Source organism: Giesbergeria sp. (genome assembly GCF_028686475.1).
In the GTDB taxonomy this organism is placed as follows: domain Bacteria; phylum Pseudomonadota; class Gammaproteobacteria; order Burkholderiales; family Burkholderiaceae_C; genus Simplicispira.
This window is the reverse complement of the sequence record NZ_JAQUCA010000001.1, coordinates 113,419-138,740: the sequence shown is the minus strand read 5'-3', so window position 1 is coordinate 138,740 and position 25,322 is coordinate 113,419. Positions and strand designations below refer to the sequence as shown.

Below are 25,322 nucleotides of genomic sequence, written 5' to 3'. Positions count from 1 at the left end.
TTGACCATGAGCGTAATGGGGAAATCGGCGGAAGGTAAGCTGTCTGGGGCGCGTGAATATCTCACATTTCGGTTAGACCAAGAAGAGTACGGTATTGATATTTTGAAGGTGCAAGAAATACGCGGCTACGAAGCCCCCACGCGCATTGCCAATGCCCCCGATTTTATCAAAGGCGTAGTAAACTTGCGCGGCACCATTGTTCCCATTGTGGATATGCGGCTCAAGTTTAATTGCTCGCAGGCAGAATACAATACCTTTACCGTGGTGATTATTCTTAATCTACGCCATCGGGTGGTGGGTATTGTGGTGGACTCGGTCAGTGATGTGATGGAATTATCGTCCGAAAGCATTCGCCCCGCCCCTGATATTGACAGCGTGATTGACAATAGCTGCATTTTAGGATTGGGTTCCGTGGGTGACCGTATGCTCATTTTGCTGGATATTGAAAAATTGATGTCCAGTACCGACATGGGTTTGGTTTCTATGGGTGATTAATTCAGTGGATTTTTTTGCCAGACTGGCGGGTGCAGAGGGTGTGGCCTTGAAAAATAAAATGATTTTCTCTTGATATTCTATGCGCCACACCAAACCATCTTCTGCCTCTAACCCTGTGGCCGCTGGCGATGCCTATTTATCGGCCACGCTAGACACGACTGGGCCTTTAGAACAAGGGCGTGAATTTGCTTGGTCGAATGCGGATTTTTCACGCGTGCAGGCCCTGATTTACCAGCGTGCTGGTATTAGTTTGCACGACGGCAAGCACGCGATGGTGTACAGCCGTTTATCGCGGCGCTTGCGCGAAACCGGACATACCAGCTTCAAAGAATACCTTGATTGGCTAGAAAAACACGATGGGGCAGAGTGGCAAGAGTTTATCAATGCCCTGACCACCAATTTAACGGCTTTCTTTCGGGAGCAGCACCATTTTGAGATTCTGGCGGAATATTTGCGTTCTAAACCCGCTGGACACCCGTGGCGGGTTTGGTGTAGTGCGGCTTCTACCGGCGAAGAACCCTATTCTATCGTTATTACCGCCCTAGAAACTTTGGGCCAGCGGGCCAATTTTAAGCTCACGGCCAGCGATATTGACTCGCGCGTATTGGCGACTGCTGGCCAAGGAATTTACCGCATGGAAGCCACCAAAGGCTTGCGCCAAGAGCATTTGCAGCGCTTCTTTTTGCGTGGAAAATCCAGCAATGCCGGTTTGTTGCGTGCCAAACCAGAATTACGCCAAATGATAGAATTTATGATTGTCAATCTGATACGCGATGATTGGCCGTTCCGTGAATCGTTTGATGCCGTTTTTTGCCGCAATGTCATGATTTATTTTGATGCCAGTACCCAACGCAGCGTGTTAGAACGCATCTATAGGGTACTCAAGCCGGGTGGTTTATTGTTTGTGGGGCACGCAGAGAATTTTAGCGAATCACGCGATTTATTTACCTTGCGAGGTAAAACGGTGTACGAGCGCCGCTGATAAAATAGATTAATGCATGGCTACTTTCTCTTCTAGCCCTTACCCTGCTTCTGTGGTGGCCAGAACCTCAGCCGCAGGGGTGTTCGCGGCGCATGATACGGGGCGCGAAGTGTCTTTAGAGGCCCTGAAACTGCAAGCGCGCCGACCGGGGCAGGCCAACTTCTTTTTCTTTGACCAGCATTTTCAGCACAATGCGGTGAAGGTCTTGCCCGGTGAATATTTTGTTTCGGATAAAAAAATTATCATCATGACGGTGCTAGGCTCTTGCATTGCGGCCTGTTTGTGGGATAGCCGAATGCAAGTGGGTGGCATGAACCATTTTATGCTGCCCGAGGGCGATGCCGCTGATGTTTCGGGGCGCTATGGCTCTTATGCGATGGAATTGCTGATCAATGAGATGCAAAAAATGGGAGCAAGGCGTGAAACCATGCAGGCCAAAATTTTTGGTGGCGGCCAAGTGATGCGTAATTTCACTACCATGAATGTGGGTGAACGCAATACCCAATTTGTCATTAATTATTTACGCACCGAGCGCATTCCGATTGTTTCTGAAGACGTATTGGATATTTATCCGCGTAAAGTGGTTTTTTTTCCTGTGACGGGTAAAGCGATGGTCAAGCGCTTGGCCCATGCCCATCCAGATATTTTGGCGCAAGAAAAACGTGGCAATGTGGCTACGGTGGTCAAAAAAACGGCGGGTGGCTCTGTTGATTTATTTTGAAAATAAGAAAGCTGGCTGATGAGCAAAAAGATTCGGGTGATTGTGGTCGATGATTCTGCGTTGGTGCGTAGTTTGCTGGCAGAAATTATCAATCGCCAACATGACATGGAATGTATTGGCACGGCCCATGACCCCCTGATTGCCCGTGAAATGATTCGAGAAATGAATCCTGACGTGATTACGCTGGATGTCGAAATGCCACGCATGGATGGTATTGATTTTCTGGGGCGTTTGATGCGTTTGCGCCCGATGCCGGTGGTGATGGTTTCTACCCTGACCGAACGCGGTGCCGAAGTAACCATGAAGGCGCTAGAGTTGGGCGCGGTTGATTTTGTCGCCAAACCCCGTGTCGGGCTGGCCAGTGGTTTGCAGGATTTGGCCGGTCAGATTGTAGATAAAATCCGTGTAGCGGCAGTGGCCCATGTGCATCGTATGCAGCGCCCGGTCAGTGCTTCCAGTAAAGCGGGTGCTGCCCCAGCTCCAGCTGCTGCTACCAGTTTATTGGGGCGCTTATCGACCGAGAAACTCATTTTTATTGGTGCCTCGACTGGCGGCACCGAGGCAATTAAAGAAATTTTGGTGCAATTGCCCGCAGATTGTCCGGCGATTGTGATTACCCAGCATATGCCACCCGGTTTTACCACCAGTTTTGCCGCGCGCTTGAATGGTTTGTGCCAAATTACCGTAAAAGAGGCGGTGCATGGCGAGCGTATTTTGCCCGGCCATGCGTATATTGCACCGGGCGGCAAGCAGTTTTCTATTCAGCGCAGTGGGGCCAATTATGTGGCGGTGGTCGATGATGGCCCACCGGTAAATCGGCATAAACCCTCGGTGGAGGTTTTATTTAAGTCTGCGGCAGCCGTGGTGGGACGCAATGCTTTTGGCATTATGCTGACGGGTATGGGGGCCGATGGGGCCAGCGCGATGCGCGAGATGCGCGATGCGGGCAGCTATAACTATGTGCAAGACGAAGCCAGCTGCATTGTGTTTGGTATGCCGCGCGAGGCGATTGCCAAGGGGGCAGCGGACGAGGTCTTGCCCCTGAACCAAATTGCGCCCGCATTGATTACACGTTTGCGCGGTAGCACAGACCGGGCGCACCACCGCATTTAAGGTATTTAAGCCGCCATTTAAGGCAGGTCCTTATTGGGCGCAGGGGTGGCGCTTTCGCGTGGCCCCACGGTGCCCAAGCGGCTCTTGAGTGATTGCGGCTGGCCGGTAATCAGGGCGGCGTAGTTGGTGGTGTTGGCCAATACTTTCTTCACGTAGTCGCGGGTTTCGGTGAAGGGGACGTTTTCGGCCCAGATGGCGGCATCCAATACCGGGCCGTTGCGCCAACTGCGCGGCCGACCCGGCCCGGCGTTGTAGGCCGCAGCTGCCAGCGGCATCGAGCCAGCAAAATCGTCCAGCGCTAATTTGAGGTAGGCGGTGCCGATGGTGATGTTGGTGTCGCGGTCGTTGATTTGCTCGGGCGTGAAGCCTTCTAGGCCGATTTTTTTGGCCGTCCAGCGTGCCGTGGCGGGCATGACTTGCATCAGCCCTGAGGCACCCACGCCCGAGCGCGCATCCATGATAAAGCGGCTTTCTTGCCGAATCAATCCATAGACATAAGCCGGGTCTAGGCCAATGCCTTGGCTACGGGCTATCACGCTGCTTTGGAAGGGCATCGGGTAGCGCTGGCTGTAATCCATAAAACTGCGTGTGCGCTCGCTGGTGTTGATGCAGCGGTCCCACACTTGGCGTTGGCAGGCTAAATCGGCAGCGGCCAGCAATTGGCGGTCGCTCATGCCGCCGGGTTGGTGCAGGTTGGTGCTGTAGTTCCACTCGCGCGTGCCTTCGGGGCGCAGGCCGATTTGGATGGCGTACAGGGCGCGTTGCAAGCCGGGGTTGGCACGGGCAGCGGCTTTTTCTTCGGGCGTGGGTGCTTGGGGGGCGGGCGGCACGCTAATGGGGCGGCCCAAGTCTTCGCTGGCCAGTTGCTCATAAAAGCCGCGCGTGCTGGCGATGCTCTCTAACAGGCTGCGCGCTTGGCTGCGTTCGGCCTCGGTGGGTTTGCCTGCCAGCAGGGCGCGGGCTTGCCAATAAACCCAGGTGCTGTCTTGGCGTGCTTCGGCGCTCATGGCCTCGATGGCGTGGCGCACAGCTTTCCATTGGCCAGCACGCAGGGCGGTGCGCGCTTTCCAAGCCAGTAAATCGTCGTTCAGGTCTTGGTGGCGGCCCACTTTGTCAAAGTAGCTTGGCGCTTGGGGTGAAAGCCGAAAAGCGGCTTGCTTGCCAATCACGCCCCAAACCCAATGGCGCTCCTCGGCACTGAGGTGGACGCTCCATTTGTTTTCTAGTTGTTCGGCAGCGCTGTCGGGGTTGCTGGCGGCCAAGCGAATCAGCGCCAGCACCACCAGCTCTTGGCGCAGGCGGCCCGCAGCGGTGGCACGGCTTTGCAGGAATTGGGCTGGTTTGTCGTACAGGGCGTTGAGCTGGCCGACGGCTTCGGGGGCCACGATAAGGACGGCATTGCGTACCGCACGCAGGCGGTTGGCATCCATGCTCAGGCGTGCTTCGCGCCAGACATCCAAGGCGGGCAATTGGCGCGCGGCAAACAACTCGCTGGCGGCGTAGGTGCAGCCGTCATCGGCATCGCGGGCGTTGTGCCAATGTTGGCGCACTTCTGCGGCAATGGCTGCCGGTGCTTGGCTGGCACGCAGTAAATCTACCGTCAAGGCGTAGCAACGCACTTCGCGGTCATCGGACATGCGGTAATGGGGATGCTCTTGGGCAAAACGCGTCCAGTCGCGCCGTTGGCCCAGCAGCAGCAGCCAGTCGTTGCGTAAGCGGTCTTCTTGGTAGGTGCCCGCCCAGCGTTGCAAAAAGGCGGTAATTTCTTCGGTGCTGGCTTCGTCCAAGCGGGCGCGCAGCTCCCAATAGGCCGCCCAAGGCTCTAGGATATGGCCGCGTGTGGCGGGCAGCAGCTGGGTTAATTTTTTGCGCTCATTTTTGCGAAAGGCTTGCTGCATCTGGCGCAAAACTTCGTCGCCGCTGGCGCTGCTTGTGCTAGGCTGCTCGATGCTGTTCAAGGCACTGGCAACACGGATGGGGCCAGCGTCGGTGGGGGTGCTGGCCAGCGGTGTGGTACAGGCCAACAGGGCGCTGGCAGCGAAGGGTGTCAAAATCTTGGGCAATTGCATAGAGGAATTATCTGCTGATGGACAAAGTAGCCCTGCGTCGCGCTCTAATTGCCGAGCGCCTGAATCTACCCAATCGCCTACAACGTGCCGACCAGCTCCAGCAGGTGATGCGTATTTGGTTGCTAGAGCAGCCCGATACGGTGATTGGAGCCTATTGGCCCATCAAGGGCGAGTTTGACCCGCTGCCAGCACTGCACCGCTGGAAAGAAGATGGCGAGCTGCTAGAGCAGCCCCAGCGCCGCCGCATTGGCCTGCCCGTCATCAACAAGGAACACAAAACCCTGACCTTCCATGCCTGGTACCCCGGCTGTCCGATGGAAGAAGATGCCTACGGCATTCCCAAGCCCAAGGACACCGAGTTGATTGTGCCCACGCTGCTGTTCGTGCCCTGCGTGGGCTATGGCCCCGGTGGCTACCGATTGGGCTATGGCGGCGGCTTTTACGACCGCACGCTGGCCACCTTGCAGCCACGCCCGACTACGGTAGGCTTGGGCTATACCCATGCTTATGTCGATGATTTTGAGCCAGAGGCACACGACCTGCCATTGGATGCCATCCTGAACGACAATGGCGTGGTTTGGCCGGTGTAAGAGGTTTTATTCAAAATGGGCACCAAACTGCTGCTTATGCAGCTTGGCCATTTCCGCTTCGAACTGCGCTTGTTGTTGGTTCAGCGTGGCTTGCTCGCGTAGCCAGCGTTTGAGTCCGGCATCGTCGTGGCGCACCCGTTTTAAGTCCTGTTGCAGGGTTTTGACCAGTGCGGCGAACTCTTGCTCTTCCTCGCGCAGCAGCCGGTTTAACTGTGGCGCTTTGATGGTGGCACGCACAGGCACATCCAGTTCGTGGCTCAGGCGCATTTCGGCCTGAAAAACCTCTTGTTGTAGCGTGGCTATCTGGTTTTGGAGCAGCAAAGACAGCGCCGCGAGGCGCTCATCGGCCATTTTGGCAATGCTGGCCGGGTCTAGCTGTTGCTCTTGCAGCTGCAAGCGCAGCAAGGTACTCAGGTCGCCGCGCTCGTAGGCGGTGTTGGCTTGGCTCATCAGCGCGCTTTTGCGGGCGTGTTCGGTCGGGTCGGTTTCGCGGTCGGGGTGCAGGGCGCTGGCCAGTTGGCGGTAAATGGTACGCAGGGCCGTTTTGGCATCTTGTTCCTGCACTTGCACTTTGCGTTGCTTGTCGGACAGGGGCTGCTGGGCCTTTTGTGCCGCTTGTTCAGCTTGCTCGGCTTGGTGGCGTTCTTGGAGGTGGTGCATGGCGGCGGCCAGCATTTCTTCTGGGGTTGCAAACTGGGTTGCATCACCCATATCCAGCTTGGTGCCCAAGGTGTCTTCCAAGTCTTTGAGCATCGCCCGCTTGATGTCGTCCAAGGATTCGGCATCTTCTGGTGGCACTGACAGGTACTCGGCGCGCAGCTGTTCCCACTCTGGGTCTTCCTTGTCCCGGCCTAAGGTTTCTACCAAGCTGCTGACAATCTCGCGCGCGGTGGCTTGTTGCGTGGCGGTCAGGCCCTTGTGTTGCAAGCGCTCGTGCAGAAAAAATAACATTTCTGATTGGGCTTGGTCGGCCTGCTGGTGCAGTGCCGCCATGCGCGTTAAATGCGGCGTGCGTACCTCTAGCTCTAAGCGCTCGATGTGCTGCACTTGCTGGTTGAATTTTTCCACCTGTGCCAGCAGCTTGTTAAAGCGTTTCTGTGCGGGGGTGAGCTGGTGCGCGCCAGCTTTTTGCACCTTGAGCTGGGTCAGGCCCTCGTTGGGTGCTGCGGGAGCTTCAGGGATTAAAGTCGCTTGTGCAGAAGATTTTTTTGTTTTTGCCATATCAGTGCCATTTAAAATTTATCTGCCAATATAAAGCCTGTGCGACGGTGCATGGCGACAGGGGACGCTCTACACTTGCGGGCATGAAAATTTACATGGTCGGCGGCGCAGTGCGTGACCGCCTGTTGGGCCGCCCGGTCAATGACCACGATTGGGTGGTGGTGGGGGCTACGCCCGCGCAAATGGTCGCCCAAGGCTTTTTGGCGGTGGGGCGGGATTTTCCGGTGTTTTTGCACCCGCACACGCGCGAAGAATACGCCCTAGCGCGCACCGAGCGCAAAAGTGGGCGCGGTTATCGGGGCTTTGTGGTGCAAACCTCGCCGGATGTGACCTTAGAAGAAGACCTGTCGCGGCGCGATTTGACCATCAATGCGATTGCCTCGCTCACAGACCCCATCACCCCGGAAAGCCTCATAGACCCCTATGGTGGCGTGCAAGACCTGCGCGACAAGGTGTTGCGCCATGTGACCGATGCCTTCCACGATGACCCGGTGCGTATTTTGCGCGTGGCCCGTTTTGCGGCCCGCTTTACCGATTTTTCGGTAGCGCCAGAGACGCTGGCGCTGATGCGCTCGATGGTAGAACATGGCGAAGCCGACCATTTGGTGGCCGAGCGTGTCTGGCAAGAAATCAGCCGGGGGCTGATGGAGCCACAGCCGTCGCGCATGTTCGAGGTGTTGCGCCAGTGTGGCGCGCTGCGTGTGGTATTGCCCGAGGTAGATTGTCTGTGGGGCGTGCCGCAACGGGCCGAATACCACCCCGAGGTGGATACCGGCGTGCATTTGATGATGGTGCTGGACATGGCAGCGCGCCTGCAAGCGCCGTTGGCGGTGCGCTTTGCCTGCCTAACGCACGATGTGGGCAAAGGCACGACACCCGCCGATATGCTGCCGCGCCATATCGGCCATGAGCAGCGCAGCGCCCAATTGCTCAAAGGCTTGTGCCAGCGTTTGCGCGTGCCCACCGACTGCAAAGAGCTGGCCGACGTGGTGGCGCGCGAGCATGGCAACATCCATCGCAGTGAAAATTTGGCTGCTGCTGCCCTGCTGCGCTTGCTAGAGCGCTGTGATGCTATCCGCAAACCAGCCCGCTTCGATGAAATTTTGCAAGCCTGCGAATGCGATGCCCGTGGCCGTTTGGGGTTTACCGAAACCGCCTACCCGCAACGCCAGCGGCTCCATGCCGTGCTGCAAGCGGCGTTATCAGTGCCCACCGCAGAGGTCGCTGCTTTGGCAGCGGCACGCGGCCAGCAGGGCCAAGCGGTGGGTGCAGCAATTCATGCCGCACGGGTGCAGGCTATCTCTGGCCAGCAATTCAGTTAGGCACTTTCTTTAGCATTTCTAGCCCTACCTTGCCAGCGGCAATCTCACGCAGGGCGGTAACGCCGGGCTTGTTTTTGCTGTCAATGCGCGGCGCATGGCCTTGGCTGAGCATACGGGCGCGGTAGGTGGCCGCCAACACCAGTTGGAAGCGGTTGGGGATTTTCTCTAGGCAATCTTCTACGGTGATGCGGGCCATGATTTCTCCGGGGGAAAAGGGGGGATGAATGCTTTAGAGGATGTCGAGTGCCGCGAAGGTGGCGGCTTGGGCGCGTCGTTGCGCGGCGTAGCGCAGGCGCTGGGCATGGACGATGGTGCTAAGGTCTTGCACTGCCCGGTCAAAAGAATCGTTGATTATAACGAAGTCAAATTGTGGGGCTTGGGCCATTTCTGTGCGGGCGTTGTGCATCCGCAGGGCCATGACTTCGGGGCTGTCTTCGCCCCGGCCTTGCAGGCGGGCGCGCAAAGCCTCCCAGCTGGGAGGCAGGATAAAAATCAGCACCGCATTGGGGAACGTTTGGCGCACTTGCAGCGCACCTTGGTAGTCAATTTCTAGCAGCACATCGCTGCCTTGGGCCATGCGCGCCTCAATGCCTTGCTTAGAGGTGCCGTAGCGCTGCCCATGCACATGCGCCCACTCGACAAAGGCATCTTGTGCCACCAAGGTATCAAACTCGGCGGGCGAGGCAAAAAAGTATTCGCGCCCATGCTGCTCTTGGCCGCGTGGGGCGCGTGTGGTGTGCGAAATCGACAGGCGCAATTGCCCATCTTGGGCCAGCAGGGCTTTGACCAAACTCGATTTGCCTGCCCCACTGGGGGCGGCAATCACAAACAGGTTTCCGGGGTAATCCATAAACAGAAGGGGGTGCGGTTATTCGATGTTTTGTACCTGCTCGCGCATTTGCTCAATCAGCACCTTCATATCGACACTGATGCGCGTTAGCTCTAGCGCGGCGGATTTGGAGCCAAACGTATTGGCTTCACGGTGTAACTCTTGTATCAAAAAGTCTAGCCGTTTGCCGATGTCGCCGCCTTGTTGCAACAGGCGTTCAATTTCGTCCAGGTGCGATTGCAGCCGCGTGACTTCTTCGGCCACGTCAATCCGAATGGCAAAGGCGGTGGCTTCGGACAGAGCGCGGTCTTGGGCGGCCTCGGGGGTGGCGCTGCCTTCGGCCAAGCCCATTGCTTCTTTCCAGCGTTCCATAAAACGCTGGCGTTGTTGCTCTACCAAGCGCGGCACCAAGGGCACGGCTTGCAAGGCCAGTGCGCGCAGTTGTCCTACCCGCTCGTGCAGCATGGTGGCCAAACGGGCACCCTCTTGGGCGCGTGCTTGCAGCAGGGCGGCCAAGGCTTGTTGGGCCAGCGTGGTGATGGGGCCGCTCCAGTCCTCTGGGGCAGCGCTGGGGCCGGTAGAAAAGCGCAAGACTTCGGCCACCGACAAGGCGCGCGCTTGTGGCATCCAAGACTGCACGGCATCTTGCAAACTGCCCAAACGCTGTAACAGCCGGGGGTTTACATCGGGCAGGGCAGCGGTGTCGGTTTGCTCTAGCCATGCCCGCACTTCGACCTTGCCACGCTTGATTTTTTGCGTGACCAAGGTGCGTAGCACCGGCTCTAGGGCGCGCAGCTCGTCGGGCAGGCGCAAGGATAAATCGAGAAAACGGCTGTTGACTGAGCGAACTTCTAAACCCAAGCGGCGGCTGGGCGTTGCTGCTACCGACTCGGTGGCGCTGTGGCCTTGGGGGGAACCCAGCTGTGCGCTGGCGTATCCGGTCATGCTATAAACTGGCATCAGGCTTTTGGTGGGTTGCTTGCAATGCACGGGATTATCCGGCTTATGTACAGACTGGCCCGTTTTCTGCAAAAAATATGTCCAAAATCAAACCAGCGCCCTTATCGCCCGATACCCCCTTGGGTGGCTACCGTGTGATACGCCGTTTGGCCGCCGGTGGCTTTGGGGTGGTCTATCTAGCCATTGATGGCGATGGGCAAAAGGTGGCTATCAAAGAGTACCTGCCCTCGTCTCTGGCCGCACGCGCACCGGGCGAGCTTACGCCCAAGGTTCCGCCCGAAAAGCTCTCGCTCTACCGTTTGGGGCTGAAAAGCTTTTTTGAAGAGGGGCGCGCACTGGCGCAAATCTCGCACCCGTCGGTGGTGAGTGTGCTCAATTTCTTCCGGGAGAACGAGACCGTCTATATGGTGATGAACTACCTGGAAGGCGCATCCTTGCAGGATTTCATTGTCACGGCGCGCGACCTCAAGCGCGAAAAGGTGTTTCGCGAGTCCACCATCCGCTCCTTGTTTGACGAAATTTTGCGCGGCCTGCGTATCGTGCACCAGCACAAAATGCTGCACTTGGACATCAAGCCCGCCAACATTTTCGTCACCGACGATAACCGCGCCGTGCTGATTGATTTTGGTGCCGCGCGCGAGGTGTTATCCAAAGAAGGCAACTTTATCCGCCCCATGTACACGCCCGGCTTTGCCGCCCCCGAGATGTACCGGCGCGATTCGTCGATGGGGCCGTGGACGGATATTTACGCCATTGGGGCCTGCATGTACGCCTGTATGCAGGGTTTTCCGCCCACCGAAGCGCCGCAACGCCAAGACAAAGACCGCCTGACGCTGGCGCTGGGCAAACTGCGCGGTGTCTATTCCGACAACCTGATTGAGGTGGTGGAGTGGTGCATGGCGCTAGACCCGTTGTCGCGCCCGCAATCGGTGTTTGCCTTGCAAAAAGAACTCAGCCGCGAGGGCGAGCGCCGCTACACCAAGCTGACAGTGGCCGAAAAAATGCGGATGCAGATTGATTCTTTGGTGTCGGATACGCGCAAAAACGTACAAAAAATTGCGGCTGCACCCACCGGCATTGGAGCCAAGCCCTCATGAAGTTTTCTGTTTTTCAAATCAGCCGACGCGGTGGTCGCGAAAAAAACGAAGACCGCATGGGCTATTGCTACACGCGCGAGGCCAGCTTGTTTGTGCTGGCCGATGGCATGGGCGGGCACCCCGAAGGCGAAGTGGCGGCACAAATTGCCTTGCAAACCGTGTCAGCCCAGTTTCAAGCCCAAGCCAAGCCTACCGTGCCCGACCCGCAGCTGTTCCTGACTTCGGCCCTTTTGGCGGCGCACCACCAAATTTTGCGGTATGCCAGCGACAAGGCGATGCTGGATTCGCCGCGCACCACTTTGGTGGCGGCGGTGCTGCAAAACGGTGGCGCTACTTGGATTCACTGTGGCGATTCGCGCCTGTACATGGTGCGCGCGCGCGAGTTGCTGACACGCACCCGCGACCATTCTTTTTCTGAACTGGGCCGCGCGCCCCCCTCTGCGGGCGAGCGCTTTAACCGCAACGTGCTGTTTACCTGTTTAGGCTCTCCCACCAAGCCGATTTATGACATGACTGGCCCAGTGCCCCTAGAACAAGGCGACCGCCTTTTGTTGTGTTCTGATGGCCTCTGGGGCAGCATCGAAGATGCCGAGATTACGCGCCAATTGGGCAGTGCGCCGGTATCGCAGGCTGTGCCCGATTTGGTAGAAGCTGCTCTGCGTAAAGCCGGTGCCAGCAGCGACAACGTGACGGTGGTCGCGATGGAGTGGGAAACGCCGGATAGCTTCCAATCCACCCAAGGCATCTCTACCGATAGCATTGGCGATGATATGTTTGCCTCGACCATCCAAGCTGGCCCGTTCAATAATTTTGAGAGTACCGTGGATGATTTGGACGAAGAAGCGATTGAGCGCTCCATCGCCGAAATCAACGAGGCCATTCGGCGCTCGGCAGCGCGCAAGGCGTAGTTTTTTATCTTTTTTGTTGTTTTATGAAAATTGTTCTGGCCTCAAATAACCAAGGCAAACTGGCCGAATTGCAAGCCATGTTGGCCCCGCTGGGGGTAGAGCTGCTGCGCCAAGCCGATTTGGGTGTGGGTGAAGCCGAGGAGCCTCATTGCACCTTTGTCGAAAATGCACTGGCCAAAGCCCGTTTTGCGGCGGCCCATACCGGCTTGCCCGCGCTGGCCGATGATGCGGGTTTGTGCGTGGATGCCTTTGGCGGCCTGCCGGGGGTGGATACCGCCCACTACTGTACCCAATTTGGCTACGACAAAAGCGATGCCAACAATGTACGCGCCCTGCTGGAGCAACTGCAAGGACAAGCCAACCGCCGCGCCGCGATGGTCAGCACGCTGGTGGCGGTGCGTAGCCCGCAAGACCCTGAGCCTTTGATTGCCGTGGGCCGCGTAGTCGGCCAAATCACCCAGCAAGCGCAAGGCAGCAATGGTTTTGGTTTTGACCCGGTGATGTACCTGCCAGAATTTGGCAAAACCTTTGCCGAATTGCCGCTAGAGGTCAAAAATGCCCACAGCCACCGGGGCCGTGCCACCCAGCAGATGCTGGCTTTGCTGCGCGAGCGCTGGTTGTAAGCGATGGCGGTCGTAATTCCTGTGGCTTCAGCCGCGCCCGCTGAAGCGGCGGTGCAGCGCGATATTCAGCATTACATGCGCCCCGGCTTGCTGCAACTGAGCAGCTTGCCGCCCTTGTCACTCTATGTGCATCTGCCGTGGTGCCTGAAAAAATGCCCCTACTGCGATTTCAACTCGCACGCTTGGGCGCAGGGCCAAGGCGCGCTACCCGAGCAGCGTTATATAGCGGCCCTGATGGCCGACTTAGAAGCGGCTTTGCCGCTGATTTGGGGGCGACAAGTCCACAGCATTTTTATCGGCGGTGGCACCCCCAGTTTGTTCTCGCCAGAGGCGATTGACCACTTATTGGGCGCTATCCGCGCCCGCCTGCGGCTAGAGCCGGGCTGCGAAATCACCCTAGAGGCCAACCCCGGCACTTTTGAGAGAGACCGTTTCCGCGCCTTTCGTGCCGCTGGGGTCACGCGCTTATCCATAGGGGTGCAAAGTTTTAACGACCGCCATCTGCAAGCTTTGGGCCGAGTCCACAACCGCGCCCAAGCCTTGGCAGCAGTAGAAGAAGCCGCACAAGCCTTTGACACCTTTAACCTCGATGTGATGTATGCCCTGCCGGGGCAAAGCATGGCCGAGTTGGACGAAGATGTAAACACCGCGCTGGCGCTGGCACCGCCGCACCTGTCCATCTACCACCTAACCATTGAGCCGAACACTTGGTTTGCCAAGCACCCGCCCACGCTGCCCGAAGACGACGATGCCTATGCCATGCTCGACCGCATCACCGAACTGACCGGGCAAAACGGCTTGCAGCGCTACGAGGTGTCCGCCTATGCACGCGCCGACCATGCCTGTTTTCACAACACCAACTATTGGCAGTTTGGCGATTATTTGGGCATTGGTGCCGGTGCCCACAGCAAACTGAGTTTTGCCCACCGCATCGTGCGCCAAGTGCGCTTTCGGGAGCCACAGCTGTATATGCAGCAGGCTTTGGCGGGCCAAGCCATCACCCAAGACGACGAAGTGCGCCGCGCCGACTTGCCGTTTGAATACATGCTCAACGCCCTGCGCCTGCGCGAAGGCTTTGCGTTGCAAGATTTTATCGAGCGCACTGGCCTGCCCCTGACCGCCATTGCCCGTGGCCTAGCGCAAGCAGAAAGCAAGGGCCTGATTGAGCGCGATTTGTTGCGCGTGCGCCCCACCGAGCGCGGCTTTGATTTTTTAAGCGATTTGCAAGCCCTGTTTCTGCACCAAGCCGCCTAAACTCTCGGTGGCCCTAAGCGATAGAATTGGCCCCACGCCACCGACCGTGACACCCGCACTGCCGCCACCCCTTGGCGGCTTTTTTCCGCCCTGCGCGCCATTGACCCTTCGCCCTCCCCGGCCTGATTTCTTATGAGTGTGAGCATACATCCCAGCGAGGCCACCCTAATCCCTTACAGCGCCTCCCCCCTGCCTGATGTACGCAAGGTGCTGGTACTGGCACCGCACCCCGACGATGAAGTCTTTGGCTGTGGCGGTGCTATCGCCCTGCATGTGCAAGCGGGGCACCAAGTCCAAGTGATTTTGCTCACGGCAGGCGACCACGGCGATGCACAGGGGCCACAAGGCAGTTATAGCCAAAACCGCCTGCAAGAATCGGCAGCGGCGGCGGGCGTGCTGGGTTTGCCAGCGCCGCAATGCTGGTACCTGCCCGACCGGGGCGTGGTGTATGGCGAACCCCTCATCGCGCAAATGCTAGAGGCGATACAAACTTGGCAGGCCGATTTGGTCTATGCCCCGTCGCCGTGGGAGCTGCACCCCGACCATGTGGCCACGTCGATGGCCGCGCTAGAAGCCGTGCGCCGTCTGCAAAACCAGCCTTGCGCCCTGTACCTGTACGAAGTAAGCGCCGCCTTGCGCCCCAATCGGCTACTGGACATTGCTGCGGTGTGGCCTCTCAAGCAGCAAGCGATGGCGGCCTTTGCCAGCCAAGAAGCCAAGCTGCCCTATGGCAGTTTCATCGCGGCCCTCAACCACCTGCGTACCCTGACTTTGCAGCCCCACACCCAAGTGGCCGAAGCCTTTGAAGCCTACAACGCAACGGATTTGCGCGCCGGTGGCCCGTTGATGATTGGCTCGGAGCGCCTGCGCCTGCTCTCCCAAGCCATCGCAGTGCTGCCGCAAGATATGCCTTTGGTCTCGGTGATAGTGCGTACTTTGGGGCGCAGCACCTTGGGCAAGGCTTTGCACTCTTTGCAACTGCAAACCTACCGCCACTTAGAGGTTTTGTTGGTAGATGCCGCTGGTACTGGGCTGCCCACCTTGCCGCCCGAAACCCAAGGTTTGGCGGTGCGCGTGGTCTCGCAAGGGCAGCGGCTGCAACGCACCCGCGCTGCCAACGTGGGCCTGCAAGCAGCCACCGGCCAGTACCTGCTGTTTTTGGACGATGACGATTGGCTCTACCCCGACCATATCGCCAAACTGGTGCAATGCCTGCGCCAAAGCAGCACGGCCCAAGCCGCGCACACGGCAGTAGAGTGCGTCAATGACCAAGGCGAACCCGCTGGCGAGGTGTTTGACTTTGCCTATGCCCCGCGCGAGCTGTGTTATGGCAACTTTATGCCCATCCACGCCGTGCTGTTTGCGCGCTCCTTGGTGCAAGCCGGTTGCCTGCTCGATGAGAGTTTTGACCTGTACGAAGACTGGGATTTTTGGTTACAACTAGAGCGCCACACGCCGTTTATTTTTGTGCCGGGAGTCTCGGCGGCCTACCGTATCCATGCCACTGCCGGTGCCGGGGTGCAGGTAGAACCAGAAAAATCACGCCAAGCAACAGCGCGTTTGTATGCCAAATGGGGCGTACAACTCTCCGAGTCGGGTTTTTTAGATTTGATTGGGCGCGCCGTCGAGCGCCGCCGCCTCCAACGCCAACTGACCTACCAAGCTCAAGCAGCCGCACATTGGCAGCAAACGTGCCAGCGCCTAGGCCAAGAGGCCCACAGCCTCAACCAAGCCCTGCAAGCCGAGCAACAACAAGCCTTGGCCGCTTTGCAAGCTGCCGACCAAGCACGCCAAGAAGCGCACCACCTGCGCCAAGCGCACGAACAAGCCTGCGCCCACCGCGACCAAGTGCAACAACACCGCGATGTGTTGCAACACTCACACCAGCAAGTCGAGCAGCAACGCGATCAAGCACAGCAGCAATGCGCCCAACTGCAGCAAGAGCAAAGCGTGTTGCAACACTCACACCAACAAGTCGAACAGCAACGCGACCACCTACAGCAACTGCACGACCAATTGGTACAAGAACGCCAGCGCTTGCAACAGCAGCTCAACACCCAAGCCCAAACCCTGTTACACACCGAGCAGCAGCGCGCCCATATCGAACAAGCCCACGCCCGTACCGAGCAAGAGCTTACCCAAGCCCAAGCCACCACCGGCCAATTGGCGCAAGAAGTAGCCCGCCTGCAAACCGAGCTGCAACTGACGTACAACCACGCCGCCCACCTGCAACGCTCTTGGGATGCCAGCCGCAACGATGTGCAGGCCATTTTGTCCAGCACTTCGTGGCAAGTGTCCAAGCCGGTGCGCGTAGCAGGTAAGCTGGTACGCGACGTGCGCCGTACTTGGGCGGCCTTAGGGGTAGCGCGCCAGCGCGGCATGGGCATAGGCCAAGTGCTACGCCGTACCGCCGAGGTCTATCAGCGCGAGGGGCTGGCGGGCGTGCGCCAGCGCGCGGGGCGTTTGCTACAGACACCGTCTTATGCACCCGCCGCCGCGCCAGAATCTGCGGCCACCACCACCGAGACAAGCCTTATCCCCCCAGCAGCCCCCAGCAACGAGCGCAACTATGCCCGCTGGGTGCAGCAATACGACACCCTGGATGCTGCCGCCCTAGAAAACCTGCGCCAGCGCGTAGCCCAGCTATCGGCCACGCCCTTGGTCTCCTTGGTGATGCCGGTCTATAACCCGGTGGCGCGTGACTTGCAACGTGCCATTGCCTCGGTGCAAGCCCAGCTCTATCCGCATTGGGAGTTGTGCATTTGTGATGATGCTTCCAGCAATGCCACCACGCGCTCTTTATTAGAAGCCACTGCCGCCGCCGAGCCGCGCATCAAACTGGCCTTCCATGCCCAGAACCAGCATATTTCGCACGCTACCAACACCGCCATTGCCTTGGCCCGAGGGCAGTATGTTGGCTTTTTAGACCACGACGACGAACTGCGCCCCCACGCCCTGCTGTGTGCCGTAGAGGCTTTTGCCAGCCATCCACAAGCCAAAGTCCTCTACTCTGACGAAGACAAAATTGACGAAGCTGGCAACCGCTTTGACCCCTACTTTAAGCCCGACTTCAACTTGGGGCTACTGCGCTCGCACAACTACATGTGCCACTTTGCCGTCTATGAGCGTGCCTTCTTAAACCAAATCGGTGGCCCGCGCCCCAGCTTTGAAGGCGCACAAGACTACGACCAAGCCCTGCGCGCCGTCGATGCCCTGCGCGATTGTCCCGGCGCCGTGGTGCATATCCCACAAATTTTGTACCACTGGCGCACCGCCGTTGGTAGCACCGCCTCGGGTCACGGCAACAAATCCTATGCCTTCTTGGCCGGACAAAAAGCCTTGACCGAACATTTGCAGCGCCGGGGCTTACAAGGCAGCGTAGCAGAAGCCCCCGAAGCGGGCGGCATGTACCGCATCCGCTGGCAACGGCCCAGCAACCCGCCTTTGGTCAGCATCATCATCCCGACGCGCAATGGCCAAGCCTTGGTGCGCCAGTGCTTGGATAGCCTGCGCCAGACCAGCTATCCGCGCTACGAAGTCATTTTGGTGGACAACGGCAGCGATGACCCGGATGCGCTGGCCTTCTTTGCCGAGCGGGAAACAATCGGCCAAATCCGCGTCTTCCGTGACGACAGTCCGTTTAACTTCTCGGCCATCAACAACCACGGCATTCGCCAAGCGGCCCAAGGTGAGTTCATCCTGATGATGAACAACGATATTGAAATCACCCATCCAGAATGGCTCGATGAAATGGTCGGCCCAGCGATGGAACCCGGCGTGGGTTGCGTCGGTGCGCGCCTTTGGTACCCCGATGGTCGCTTGCAACATGGCGGCGTGGTGTTGGTGTGCGGTGTGGCCGGACACGCGCACAAATACCTGCCACGCGGCCAGCATGGCTATATGGGCCGGGCCGTGCTGGCACAAGAGTTTGTGGCTGTTACGGCGGCGTGCCTGTTGGTGCGGCGCAGCATTTATGAAGAAGTGGGCGGCTTGGACGAAAGCTTGGCCGTCGCCTTTAACGATGTGGATTTCTGCCTGCGGGTGCATGAAGCTGGTTACCGCAACCACTGGACCCCCTATGCCGAGCTGATTCACCACGAATCGGTCTCGCGTGGCTACGAAGACACCCCCGAAAAGCAACAACGCTTTAAGCGCGAGATTGACACCCTGCAAGCGCGCTGGCCGCATTTGTTGGCGCACGACCCCTGCTACAACCCCAACCTCACGATGGATGCCGAAGACTTCTCGCTGGCCTGGCCGCCACGTGGCGCGGCACGCCTGCAACCCTGAACCCATCGCCATCCCATGACGACCACTGACGACCCTACTGCACTGCATCCGCCACCCGCCCGTTTGGCCGCTCTTTTGCCTCTGCTGGCCTGCCCGCGTTGTGGCAGTGGCTTACAACTGAGCGCCCAAACCCCAGTAGCCCAAACGCTGCAATGCAGTGGCTGCGCTGCCGTCTATCCAGTGCGCGCTGGTGTGCCTATTTTGCTGCCCGAGAGTATGCAAGAGCCGGGGGTGGGCACGGTCTCCGCCGACGACCCGGTCTCGCGCCATCCTTACAGCCCAGCGGCGTTAGAAATCATCGAAACCCACCGTGACGGCTGGGTACTGGATTTGGGCGCTGGTGGCAAGCACCAACGCTGGGACAACGTCATCCAGATTGACATCTTCCGCTTTCCCATGACCGATGTGGTCTGCACGGCAGACCGGCTGCCTTTCCGCGACAATGCCTTTCAGGCCGTGATCAGCCAAGCCGTGTTTGAGCATCTGCAATACCCCGAATGGGCCGCCGCAGAAATCCGCCGCGTGCTGCAACCGGGCGGCATCGCCAAAATCGACACCGCTTTTTTGCAACCCGAACATGGCTATCCACACCACTTTTACAACGCCACCGAAACCGGTCTGCGCCATTGGTTCCGTGATTTTGACATCCAATGGAGCGGTGTAGAGGCTTACCAGCACCCCAAATGGTCATTGAGCTGGTTCTTAAGTGTGTATTTAGACCGCATAGCGCCTGAGCATCGTGTGCTGTTACAACAGACCCCCTTGGGGGACGTGCTGGCCGCTTTGCTACGCAGTAGCCAAGGGCAGCCCGACGCAGGCGATGCCGCTATTTTGGCAGCGCTGGATGCCTTACCAGCGCACGAACTACGCACCTTGGCCGCTGGTGTGTCGGTGGCTGTCATCAATCCGCCCAAGACCAGCACTGTCGGGATGGCTGCCAATGGCACTGGCCGTAGTGCAGCAGGTCATGACGACCAGCGCAAACTGCTGGCAGCGAAAGAAGAAAATGCCGAATTGCGCGAGCGCCTTGCTGCGATGTTAGAGCAGCATGTGGTGGCACAAGACCGCTCACGCTATTTTGCCCAGTTTTACCCTCAAACTATTCCGGAACCTCCGCCACCGCCACCGCCACCGCCACCGCCACCGCCACCGCCACCGCCACTAAGTTGGCAAACCCATCTTTGGTTGAGTGTTACTGGCTTGTCGCGTACCGTGTTGCCCACCTCGGTGTGGCAAGCACTGCGGCGTTTGCGCTATGGTGCACAGGCAGATGCTGCTACTGCCGCTGTCCCACCATCCCTGCCGATGGTTGTTGAACCTGAACCAGTACCAGTACCAGTACCAGTACCAGTACCAGTACCAGTACCAGTACCAGTACCAGATGAGATGCCAAGCTCTAGCGAAGTTCGGACGCTGGCCACGCCAGCCCGTGAAGCCCCATTTGTCTCGGTGGTGTTGGCTCCGCGCAATGTATCTGCCCTGACGGATACTTTTTTCTCTTTGGTGCGGCAAACTTATGCTGGCTGGGAGCTGGTGCTGCTGGAAACGCCCCAACCGTCGGTGGCATTACGCCAAGCGATGAGCGATTTTCAGCAGTTAGACGAACGGGTACGCACGGTTCCACTGGCTGAAGTTGAAGCCCTGTGCAGCCCTGGCCAACGGCCTGCCACCCGTGCGCGCTACCATTTGCACCTCCCTGAAGGTGCAGTGCTGGCATTCCGAGCGGTGCAAACGCTGTTCACCGTAGCACGCGAACACCCACAGGCTCAAATTTTGACCGCTGATTTTGAGCGTAGCCTGGCAGAAACCGCACCGTCTATGCGCTGCTATGCCAACCCTGCGCCACCTGTGCCCCTGCCGGAGCTGGCGCAGCAGTTCTATGTACTTCATCGTGTAGAAGCCGAGTGGGCAGAGACTGCACCAGCATCCCTGTCAGGCTTGGCCCATGCCCACATACCCGAAGTCTTGTTTCGGCATCCAGCTCCCTTGGTAGCGTTGGAGAATTAAGACAATTGGCTATGCTAAACGACCACAATCGGGTACCATCTGGCCCGGAACGAACAGAGGTTGTGGCATGGGTGCAACAAATTGCTGATTTCTTAGCATTCAGAAGCCTGTCCACTTGCTAGGGTAGGGGCGCTGGAAGTGTTCTCTGCTACTATTAAAACAACCCGAATCCTCAAGTGATGCTCGGGGTTGTGGGCCTGTTTGGGTCATTGCCACGTGGTGGTGTTTAATTTTTTCATTGGAGAAACGAATGTTTAAAAAACGAGTTGTTGCTGCCGCTGCCTGCGCCTTGGCTATGGCTGGTGCAGCCCATGCAGTTGAAGTCAGCCGCGACGGCACAGGCGACTTGCTGATTGCCCCCGCTTACTTTATCGGTGGCGGTATGACCACCGACCTGAAGGTTGTTAACACCAGCAAGACTCAGTCTGTAGTTGCCAAAGTGGTTTTCCGTGATCAAACCAGTTCTGCCGAGTTGCTGGACTTTTTGATTTATCTGTCCCCTAGCGATGTCTGGACTGGCACTATGTCGTGCGAAACAGCAGATGCAGCAGGTACCTGCGTTAAGTCTGTGATCACCAGTGCTGATGACAGCATCCAGTTGGTCAACAGCAACACTTTTGCCTCGGCCACTAACCCTGTCGAGATTGTCAATGAGTTGGCTACCACTGGCCGTCAACCCTTGCCTAACCAAGGTTACGTTGAAGTACTGATGGGTAGCGCTTACGATGTGACCCCCTTCAAGCCGGGTGTCAAGAAAGAAAATATCGTTCTCGCACACGAAGCTGCTGCTGAACTGGTTGCCGTCAATGCAACTCCCAACGTGCTGACAGGTTCTGTGACTGCCCACGCCCCTGGCATGGGTGCCGCTACTTTGCCTTTGCTGGCCTTGGCTGATTACAACAACAACAACAAAATTGCTGTTGGTAACGTTTCTGGTTTTGACTTGCCTACCCAGCGCACCCCTATCGCTGATGTAGAGGAAGCTCTGTGGACTAACAACATCGCTGTGCCTTACGTTGTGGGCGATAACAAGCTGTCGTTGGTAACTTTCACCTTCCCCACCAAGCTGACTTACAACAACCGTCAAGACGGCCAGTACGCCTTCAGAGAATCTCCTGCCGACAACTGGAAGAATTCTTGCACTAACGTCAGTGCTGAAGTTTTCAATAACTCTGAAGAGTCCCTGCCTATCAATCTTTCGCCTCTGCCTGCCAACAAGTGCTTGAAAGAGTTCCAATGGTTGGTCTTTGGTTCTGATATTCTTACCGACAATGGGGTTAATCACTTCACCGAAGGTTGGGCACGCCTGACATTTGATGCTGCCACTGCTGCTGTAGCGCAAGTTGTAACACCTGCAGATAGCACTAACGTAGGACGCCTTGGTGTTCCTGCCATTGCTACTTATATGCAAAAAGATGAAACTGCTAACAAGTTCACTTGGGCTTACGCCACCAGCGCACGTTGATTGCTGATTTGATGTAAATGTAAGAGCGAGGATAGTTTAAACTGTCCTCGCTTTTTTTTGGAGTGATTTTGATGAAAAAAATTAATAAATATTTATTAAAAATCTCGTTAGCAGCTGGGTTGACTGCTACAGGTTTAGCACATGCTGAATTTTTATCGCTTCACCAATTTCCCTTAGTTTACAACATCGGATCTTCTTTAGATGCTAGTGGACAATTGGTTTTTAGAACAACGAGCCCGTTGATTGGTTTTAAAGATCAATATAATCCTACTGCAACTGGTGCTGGAGGGGTGATTCCATGTGTTATGGGGTATCCAGAATTTCGTGATAAGTGCCAAACAGTTGACGGGGGTGCTGGATTTATTATAAATGGATATAGTTCGTATCCAGAATTCAAAATTTATATCCCTGCTGGCACTACATTTTTTGGTGCTTCTGGTTATCTTCCCCAATCAGCGGAATATGCTGTCGCAGTAAAGCTTGGTAGCCCTCCGACTAGAACTACAGCCCTTACGGCAGAAGAGTATCAAACCAACAAAAGCACCCAAAATAGATTTACAGATTTCAATTTGCTTTTAGCGGGCCAAGAAAAAATTTTTGTTCATGACGGAAGTGGAGCTATTAGTTTATCAGGAATCGCTCGACTTAGCTCTCCACTAACTACGGGGAAGTGGTTATATATTCGTGCTATCAATCAAGCCTCTGTGAAAAATCTTGGTGCTATTTATGAGGTGAATCACGATCAATATAGAACTGCTTATAATGCTTTAACCCCAAGTTTTGGGGCCGACGGTGATCCCGTGGAGGAAGGCACTATACCTGTAGGGCCTACACTCACAGCTATTATGCTGTCTCCCAGCACTTGGAAAATTGGCACTAACAGTGGGTCAATTACCGTCACTCCAGTGGGCACCAACAACCCCGCCTTGCCTGCCAATTGCAGCAGCAATAGCCCCTTGGTCACCCTGTCACAGCCCTCCGATGGCCAAACGGCTAAATTTAGTGTTACAGGCACCGTTGCTACCGAAACCCCAGTCAAGATTACCTGTGGTGATAAAGAAGAGACTCTCACCTTGCAGCCAGCCGATCCCAATGCTGCACAAATCTTAGACAATGTGCCCAGTGCCGATACCGCTGGAAATTTGGTCATCAACTTCAAACTGAAGCGCCCTGACACTGAATTGGTAGCTACCAACAAAACCAATTTCTGGATTGCTGCTTTGCTGCCTAAGACCAGCTTTCCTTATATGAATGATGAAGAGGAGTGGTTCTTTTTCACACCCACTGGATGGATGCAGCAAAATTCACCCAATCCTCTATCGGTGGCCTACAAAATTAACCAAACCCCCACCACGGCGGAAACTTCTTTCCGTATTCCTACCGGCTTACCCCAAGCCATTGCTGAATACTTTAATGCAGAGTTGTACTTCGGTTATATGGGGGCCGATGGTGCCTTCAAAAACATGGGTATTATTTGGAAAAAGAACTAACGTCTAGCCTGCCGCTTTAGGCTTGACTTTTGAATTGCCCTAACGCCCCTGCTGGTTCTGCCGCACCCGCGCAGCTCGGGTTGCACGCAAGCCGAAATAATTCGGCCATAAGGGCTTTACCGTTTTGCGGGGATGTGGCAGTTTTTTGATGGTGTGCTATCTGTGTGGGCCATGTTGGATGACTGCGTAACCCAACATGGCTCTACATACTTTTATTCACTGGGTATTGCTTATGCCCACCATCAGTATGTTTTATGGAATTATCATAAGCCTGTATTTTTATGATAATGAGCGTCATAATTTACCCCATATTCATGCAAAATATCAGGGGCAAACAGCCTCATTCTCTATTCTCGATGGCTCCGTCCTCAGTGGAGAAATTCCTATATCTAAAGTACGTCTAGTTCAGGCATGGATCGAAATTCGCCGCGAAGATCTATTGGCTGATTGGGAGTTAGCAATTAACGGCCAGTCGCTCTTTCCAATTGACCCTTTACGCTAAGGATATTTCATGGAATCGGTAACAAAAGTTATTTCCAAAGACGATTTTACGCTAGAGCTTTGGTTTAACGATGGCTCACACCGCCTGTTTGATGCGCGCCCCTACCTTGATCGAGGTGTTTTTACCCAGCTGAAAGATGTATCCAAATTCAAACAAGCTTACGTTGCATTGGATACAGTTTGTTGGCCGGGCGATTTAGACATCGCACCGGAAACTCTCTACGATCGCTCAGTCCCACTCAAAAATTAGCTCAATTTTTAGCTTAAAAACAGCGCCGGATCCACCATCGCGCGGTTGAGCATCACGCCCCAATGCAAATGCGGTCCAGTGGCGCGGCCTGTGGCCCCTACGGCACCCAAGCGCTGGCCGGTCGTGAGTTTTTCGCCCACCTGCACATCCACGCGGCTGAGGTGGCACACCATAGAGAGTAAACCGCCACCGTGGTCTAGCCACACGGTTTCGCCGTTAAAAAAATAATCGCCCACGTCAATCACCCGCCCCGGCAGTGGGGCCAGCACTGGCGTGCCAGTGGCGGCAGCAATGTCCATGCCGCTGTGTGGGGCGCGGGGTTGTCCGTTAAATACCCGACGCAAACCAAAAGAACTAGAGCGTCGCCCTGGTGTCGGGGCTTGCATTTGCAAATTTTGTGGCCACGGTTCACTGAAGGTTGCCATAATTTTGCGCTGGTGGGCGCGTTCGCGCTCATGGCGGGCCAAGTCTTCGGGGGCTAAATCCACGGTACGCGGCGCTACCTTGAGTTGCTGCTCGGGGTATTGCTTGGGTTCGATGTCGTAAGACAGGGTACGCAGCGCAGCGCTGGGCTGTTGCACCGTAATTTGGGCGCTGCCGGGACTGGCCGCCAGCGCAATGCCCACCAGTGCTGTCCATTCAATGGCATCGCCCAACACCAGTACCGGCACCTCACCCGCCCGCACAACGGGGCGCTGGGGTGCCGCCCCGAGCGAGAGTCGCGCTATGCCACCGGGCACCGGCGTATGGCGCGGCCATCTATCGGCGGCCCCCGTAGCGCTGGAGGCCGAAGGTTTTGCCAACGCCAGCGTTGGGAGCGCAAGATAAGCCAAGCCCCCCAGCAAGGTGGTGCGGCGCTGCATGGAGGGAAGTATCCAAGGAGAAGGCGATGAAGTCATGGTCATAAAATTTTCGATACTACCCGACCAGCACTTTGGCGTGCTGAGGCTGCCTCAAACGTGGCTGAACAGATACAGCCCAGCTGCGCTGCACACACTGCCCAAGCCCGCCAGTGTCCAGTGCTGATAGCGTGCTGCTTGGTAACGCAGCGCCAGCCCCAAGGCCAGCCCGCCAACGAGCAGGGTACGCAGGTGGGATACAGAAAAAAATGCCATGTTCGACTCCGGCGACACAA

Annotated in this window: 23 protein-coding genes; 16 read left to right on the top strand and 7 right to left on the bottom strand. The window is 56.8% G+C overall.

Annotated elements, in window-relative coordinates; translation table 11 throughout:
• Positions 1-6 precede the first annotated feature (6 nt).
• From PHX60_RS00600 to PHX60_RS00585, 4 genes are all read left to right on the top strand, one after another.
• Positions 7-495, top strand: a complete 489-nt coding sequence (locus PHX60_RS00600; protein WP_300073149.1) for a chemotaxis protein CheW — start codon at positions 7-9, stop codon at positions 493-495.
• Positions 496-574: 79 nt separating this feature from the next.
• The gene (locus PHX60_RS00595) at positions 575-1,477 is read left to right on the top strand and encodes a CheR family methyltransferase (RefSeq protein ID WP_300073146.1); all 903 of its coding nucleotides are present in this window, start codon (positions 575-577) and stop codon (positions 1,475-1,477) included.
• Between the two features lie 16 nt (positions 1,478-1,493).
• On the top strand, positions 1,494-2,198 hold the full coding sequence (gene cheD, locus PHX60_RS00590) for a chemoreceptor glutamine deamidase CheD (RefSeq protein WP_300073143.1): 705 nt from the start codon (positions 1,494-1,496) through the stop codon (positions 2,196-2,198).
• Positions 2,199-2,216: 18 nt separating this feature from the next.
• Complete coding sequence (locus PHX60_RS00585; protein ID WP_300073140.1) at positions 2,217-3,311, top strand: chemotaxis response regulator protein-glutamate methylesterase; 1,095 nt, start codon at positions 2,217-2,219, stop codon at positions 3,309-3,311.
• A gap of 17 nt (positions 3,312-3,328) precedes the next feature.
• Here the strand turns inward: PHX60_RS00585 and PHX60_RS00580 are convergent, their stop codons facing one another.
• Entirely contained in the window at positions 3,329-5,380 is a 2,052-nt protein-coding gene (locus tag PHX60_RS00580) for a lytic transglycosylase domain-containing protein (RefSeq protein ID WP_300073137.1), read from the bottom strand.
• A gap of 17 nt (positions 5,381-5,397) precedes the next feature.
• Here PHX60_RS00580 and PHX60_RS00575 point away from each other — a divergent pair, with 17 nt between their 5' ends.
• On the top strand, positions 5,398-5,970 hold the full coding sequence (locus PHX60_RS00575; protein WP_300073134.1) for a 5-formyltetrahydrofolate cyclo-ligase: 573 nt from the start codon (positions 5,398-5,400) through the stop codon (positions 5,968-5,970).
• A 6-nt stretch (positions 5,971-5,976) separates the two neighbouring features.
• On the opposite strand, the gene PHX60_RS00570 is transcribed toward PHX60_RS00575, so the two are convergent.
• Complete coding sequence (locus PHX60_RS00570; RefSeq protein ID WP_300073130.1) at positions 5,977-7,191, bottom strand: hypothetical protein; 1,215 nt, start codon at positions 7,189-7,191, stop codon at positions 5,977-5,979.
• Between the two features lie 83 nt (positions 7,192-7,274).
• Here PHX60_RS00570 and PHX60_RS00565 point away from each other — a divergent pair, with 83 nt between their 5' ends.
• Complete coding sequence (locus tag PHX60_RS00565; protein WP_300073127.1) at positions 7,275-8,513, top strand: multifunctional CCA addition/repair protein; 1,239 nt, start codon at positions 7,275-7,277, stop codon at positions 8,511-8,513.
• Here the strand turns inward: PHX60_RS00565 and rpoZ are convergent.
• From rpoZ to PHX60_RS00550, 3 genes are read right to left on the bottom strand one after another with little or no spacing between them, the layout of a single operon-like run.
• Positions 8,506-8,709, bottom strand: a complete 204-nt coding sequence (gene rpoZ / locus PHX60_RS00560; RefSeq protein ID WP_300073125.1) for a DNA-directed RNA polymerase subunit omega — start codon at positions 8,707-8,709, stop codon at positions 8,506-8,508. The genes PHX60_RS00565 and rpoZ overlap by 8 nt on opposite strands.
• Before the next feature lie 33 nt (positions 8,710-8,742).
• Entirely contained in the window at positions 8,743-9,363 is a 621-nt protein-coding gene (gene gmk / locus PHX60_RS00555) for a guanylate kinase (protein WP_300073122.1), read from the bottom strand.
• An 18-nt stretch (positions 9,364-9,381) separates the two neighbouring features.
• Positions 9,382-10,302 (bottom strand): YicC/YloC family endoribonuclease, encoded by a 921-nt coding sequence (locus PHX60_RS00550; RefSeq protein ID WP_300073118.1) that lies wholly within the window; start codon positions 10,300-10,302, stop codon positions 9,382-9,384.
• A gap of 77 nt (positions 10,303-10,379) precedes the next feature.
• Between PHX60_RS00550 and PHX60_RS00545 the strand changes: the two genes are divergently transcribed.
• From PHX60_RS00545 to PHX60_RS00500, 10 genes are all read left to right on the top strand, one after another.
• A complete protein-coding gene (locus PHX60_RS00545) occupies positions 10,380-11,399 on the top strand; it encodes a serine/threonine-protein kinase (RefSeq protein WP_300073115.1) in 1,020 nt (339 codons plus the stop codon).
• The gene (locus PHX60_RS00540; RefSeq protein ID WP_300073112.1) at positions 11,396-12,307 is read left to right on the top strand and encodes a PP2C family serine/threonine-protein phosphatase; all 912 of its coding nucleotides are present in this window, start codon (positions 11,396-11,398) and stop codon (positions 12,305-12,307) included. Before PHX60_RS00545 ends, PHX60_RS00540 begins: the two co-directional genes overlap by 4 nt.
• Positions 12,308-12,330: 23 nt before the next feature.
• Complete coding sequence (gene rdgB / locus PHX60_RS00535) at positions 12,331-12,930, top strand: RdgB/HAM1 family non-canonical purine NTP pyrophosphatase (protein WP_300073109.1); 600 nt, start codon at positions 12,331-12,333, stop codon at positions 12,928-12,930.
• 3 nt (positions 12,931-12,933) lie between these two features.
• Positions 12,934-14,184 (top strand): radical SAM family heme chaperone HemW, encoded by a 1,251-nt coding sequence (gene hemW, locus PHX60_RS00530; protein WP_300073106.1) that lies wholly within the window; start codon positions 12,934-12,936, stop codon positions 14,182-14,184.
• A 138-nt stretch (positions 14,185-14,322) separates the two neighbouring features.
• Complete coding sequence (locus PHX60_RS00525) at positions 14,323-18,474, top strand: glycosyltransferase (RefSeq protein ID WP_300073103.1); 4,152 nt, start codon at positions 14,323-14,325, stop codon at positions 18,472-18,474.
• A 15-nt stretch (positions 18,475-18,489) separates the two neighbouring features.
• A complete protein-coding gene (locus PHX60_RS00520) occupies positions 18,490-20,481 on the top strand; it encodes a class I SAM-dependent methyltransferase (protein ID WP_300073100.1) in 1,992 nt (663 codons plus the stop codon).
• Between the two features lie 250 nt (positions 20,482-20,731).
• Positions 20,732-21,946, top strand: coding sequence for a hypothetical protein (locus PHX60_RS00515; protein ID WP_300073098.1), 1,215 nt, complete (start codon positions 20,732-20,734; stop codon positions 21,944-21,946).
• Positions 21,947-22,017: 71 nt separating this feature from the next.
• Positions 22,018-23,436, top strand: coding sequence for a hypothetical protein (locus PHX60_RS00510; protein WP_300073095.1), 1,419 nt, complete (start codon positions 22,018-22,020; stop codon positions 23,434-23,436).
• Positions 23,437-23,668: 232 nt separating this feature from the next.
• Positions 23,669-23,938, top strand: coding sequence for a DUF4160 domain-containing protein (locus tag PHX60_RS00505; RefSeq protein WP_300073093.1), 270 nt, complete (start codon positions 23,669-23,671; stop codon positions 23,936-23,938).
• Between the two features lie 9 nt (positions 23,939-23,947).
• Entirely contained in the window at positions 23,948-24,187 is a 240-nt protein-coding gene (locus PHX60_RS00500; protein ID WP_300073090.1) for a DUF2442 domain-containing protein, read from the top strand.
• 8 nt (positions 24,188-24,195) lie between these two features.
• On the opposite strand, the gene PHX60_RS00495 is transcribed toward PHX60_RS00500, so the two are convergent.
• Both PHX60_RS00495 and PHX60_RS00490 read right to left on the bottom strand, forming a co-directional pair.
• On the bottom strand, positions 24,196-25,086 hold the full coding sequence (locus PHX60_RS00495; protein ID WP_300073087.1) for a M23 family metallopeptidase: 891 nt from the start codon (positions 25,084-25,086) through the stop codon (positions 24,196-24,198).
• Between the two features lie 54 nt (positions 25,087-25,140).
• A complete protein-coding gene (locus tag PHX60_RS00490) occupies positions 25,141-25,302 on the bottom strand; it encodes a hypothetical protein (protein WP_300073085.1) in 162 nt (53 codons plus the stop codon).
• Positions 25,303-25,322: the final 20 nt, after the last annotated feature.

What these genes read in the sequence shown, in the direction of transcription:
- PHX60_RS00510 (WP_300073095.1), top strand. Translation starts at nt 22,018, where the DNA reads ATGAAAAAAATTAATAAATATTTATTAAAAATCTCGTTAGCAGCTGGG.
- cheD (WP_300073143.1), top strand. Translation starts at nt 1,494, where the DNA reads ATGGCTACTTTCTCTTCTAGCCCTTACCCTGCTTCTGTGGTGGCCAGA.
- PHX60_RS00575 (WP_300073134.1), top strand. Translation starts at nt 5,398, where the DNA reads ATGGACAAAGTAGCCCTGCGTCGCGCTCTAATTGCCGAGCGCCTGAAT.
- PHX60_RS00595 (WP_300073146.1), top strand. Translation starts at nt 575, where the DNA reads ATGCGCCACACCAAACCATCTTCTGCCTCTAACCCTGTGGCCGCTGGC.
- PHX60_RS00500 (WP_300073090.1), top strand. Translation starts at nt 23,948, where the DNA reads ATGGAATCGGTAACAAAAGTTATTTCCAAAGACGATTTTACGCTAGAG.
- PHX60_RS00515 (WP_300073098.1), top strand. Translation starts at nt 20,732, where the DNA reads ATGTTTAAAAAACGAGTTGTTGCTGCCGCTGCCTGCGCCTTGGCTATG.
- rdgB (WP_300073109.1), top strand. Translation starts at nt 12,331, where the DNA reads ATGAAAATTGTTCTGGCCTCAAATAACCAAGGCAAACTGGCCGAATTG.
- gmk (WP_300073122.1), bottom strand. Translation starts at nt 9,363, where the DNA reads ATGGATTACCCCGGAAACCTGTTTGTGATTGCCGCCCCCAGTGGGGCA.
- PHX60_RS00545 (WP_300073115.1), top strand. Translation starts at nt 10,380, where the DNA reads ATGTCCAAAATCAAACCAGCGCCCTTATCGCCCGATACCCCCTTGGGT.
- PHX60_RS00540 (WP_300073112.1), top strand. Translation starts at nt 11,396, where the DNA reads ATGAAGTTTTCTGTTTTTCAAATCAGCCGACGCGGTGGTCGCGAAAAA.
- PHX60_RS00580 (WP_300073137.1), bottom strand. Translation starts at nt 5,380, where the DNA reads ATGCAATTGCCCAAGATTTTGACACCCTTCGCTGCCAGCGCCCTGTTG.
- PHX60_RS00495 (WP_300073087.1), bottom strand. Translation starts at nt 25,086, where the DNA reads ATGACTTCATCGCCTTCTCCTTGGATACTTCCCTCCATGCAGCGCCGC.
- PHX60_RS00505 (WP_300073093.1), top strand. Translation starts at nt 23,669, where the DNA reads ATGCCCACCATCAGTATGTTTTATGGAATTATCATAAGCCTGTATTTT.
- PHX60_RS00520 (WP_300073100.1), top strand. Translation starts at nt 18,490, where the DNA reads ATGACGACCACTGACGACCCTACTGCACTGCATCCGCCACCCGCCCGT.
- PHX60_RS00570 (WP_300073130.1), bottom strand. Translation starts at nt 7,191, where the DNA reads ATGGCAAAAACAAAAAAATCTTCTGCACAAGCGACTTTAATCCCTGAA.
- PHX60_RS00585 (WP_300073140.1), top strand. Translation starts at nt 2,217, where the DNA reads ATGAGCAAAAAGATTCGGGTGATTGTGGTCGATGATTCTGCGTTGGTG.
- rpoZ (WP_300073125.1), bottom strand. Translation starts at nt 8,709, where the DNA reads ATGGCCCGCATCACCGTAGAAGATTGCCTAGAGAAAATCCCCAACCGC.
- hemW (WP_300073106.1), top strand. Translation starts at nt 12,934, where the DNA reads ATGGCGGTCGTAATTCCTGTGGCTTCAGCCGCGCCCGCTGAAGCGGCG.
- PHX60_RS00600 (WP_300073149.1), top strand. Translation starts at nt 7, where the DNA reads ATGAGCGTAATGGGGAAATCGGCGGAAGGTAAGCTGTCTGGGGCGCGT.
- PHX60_RS00565 (WP_300073127.1), top strand. Translation starts at nt 7,275, where the DNA reads ATGAAAATTTACATGGTCGGCGGCGCAGTGCGTGACCGCCTGTTGGGC.
- PHX60_RS00550 (WP_300073118.1), bottom strand. Translation starts at nt 10,302, where the DNA reads ATGCCAGTTTATAGCATGACCGGATACGCCAGCGCACAGCTGGGTTCC.
- PHX60_RS00490 (WP_300073085.1), bottom strand. Translation starts at nt 25,302, where the DNA reads ATGGCATTTTTTTCTGTATCCCACCTGCGTACCCTGCTCGTTGGCGGG.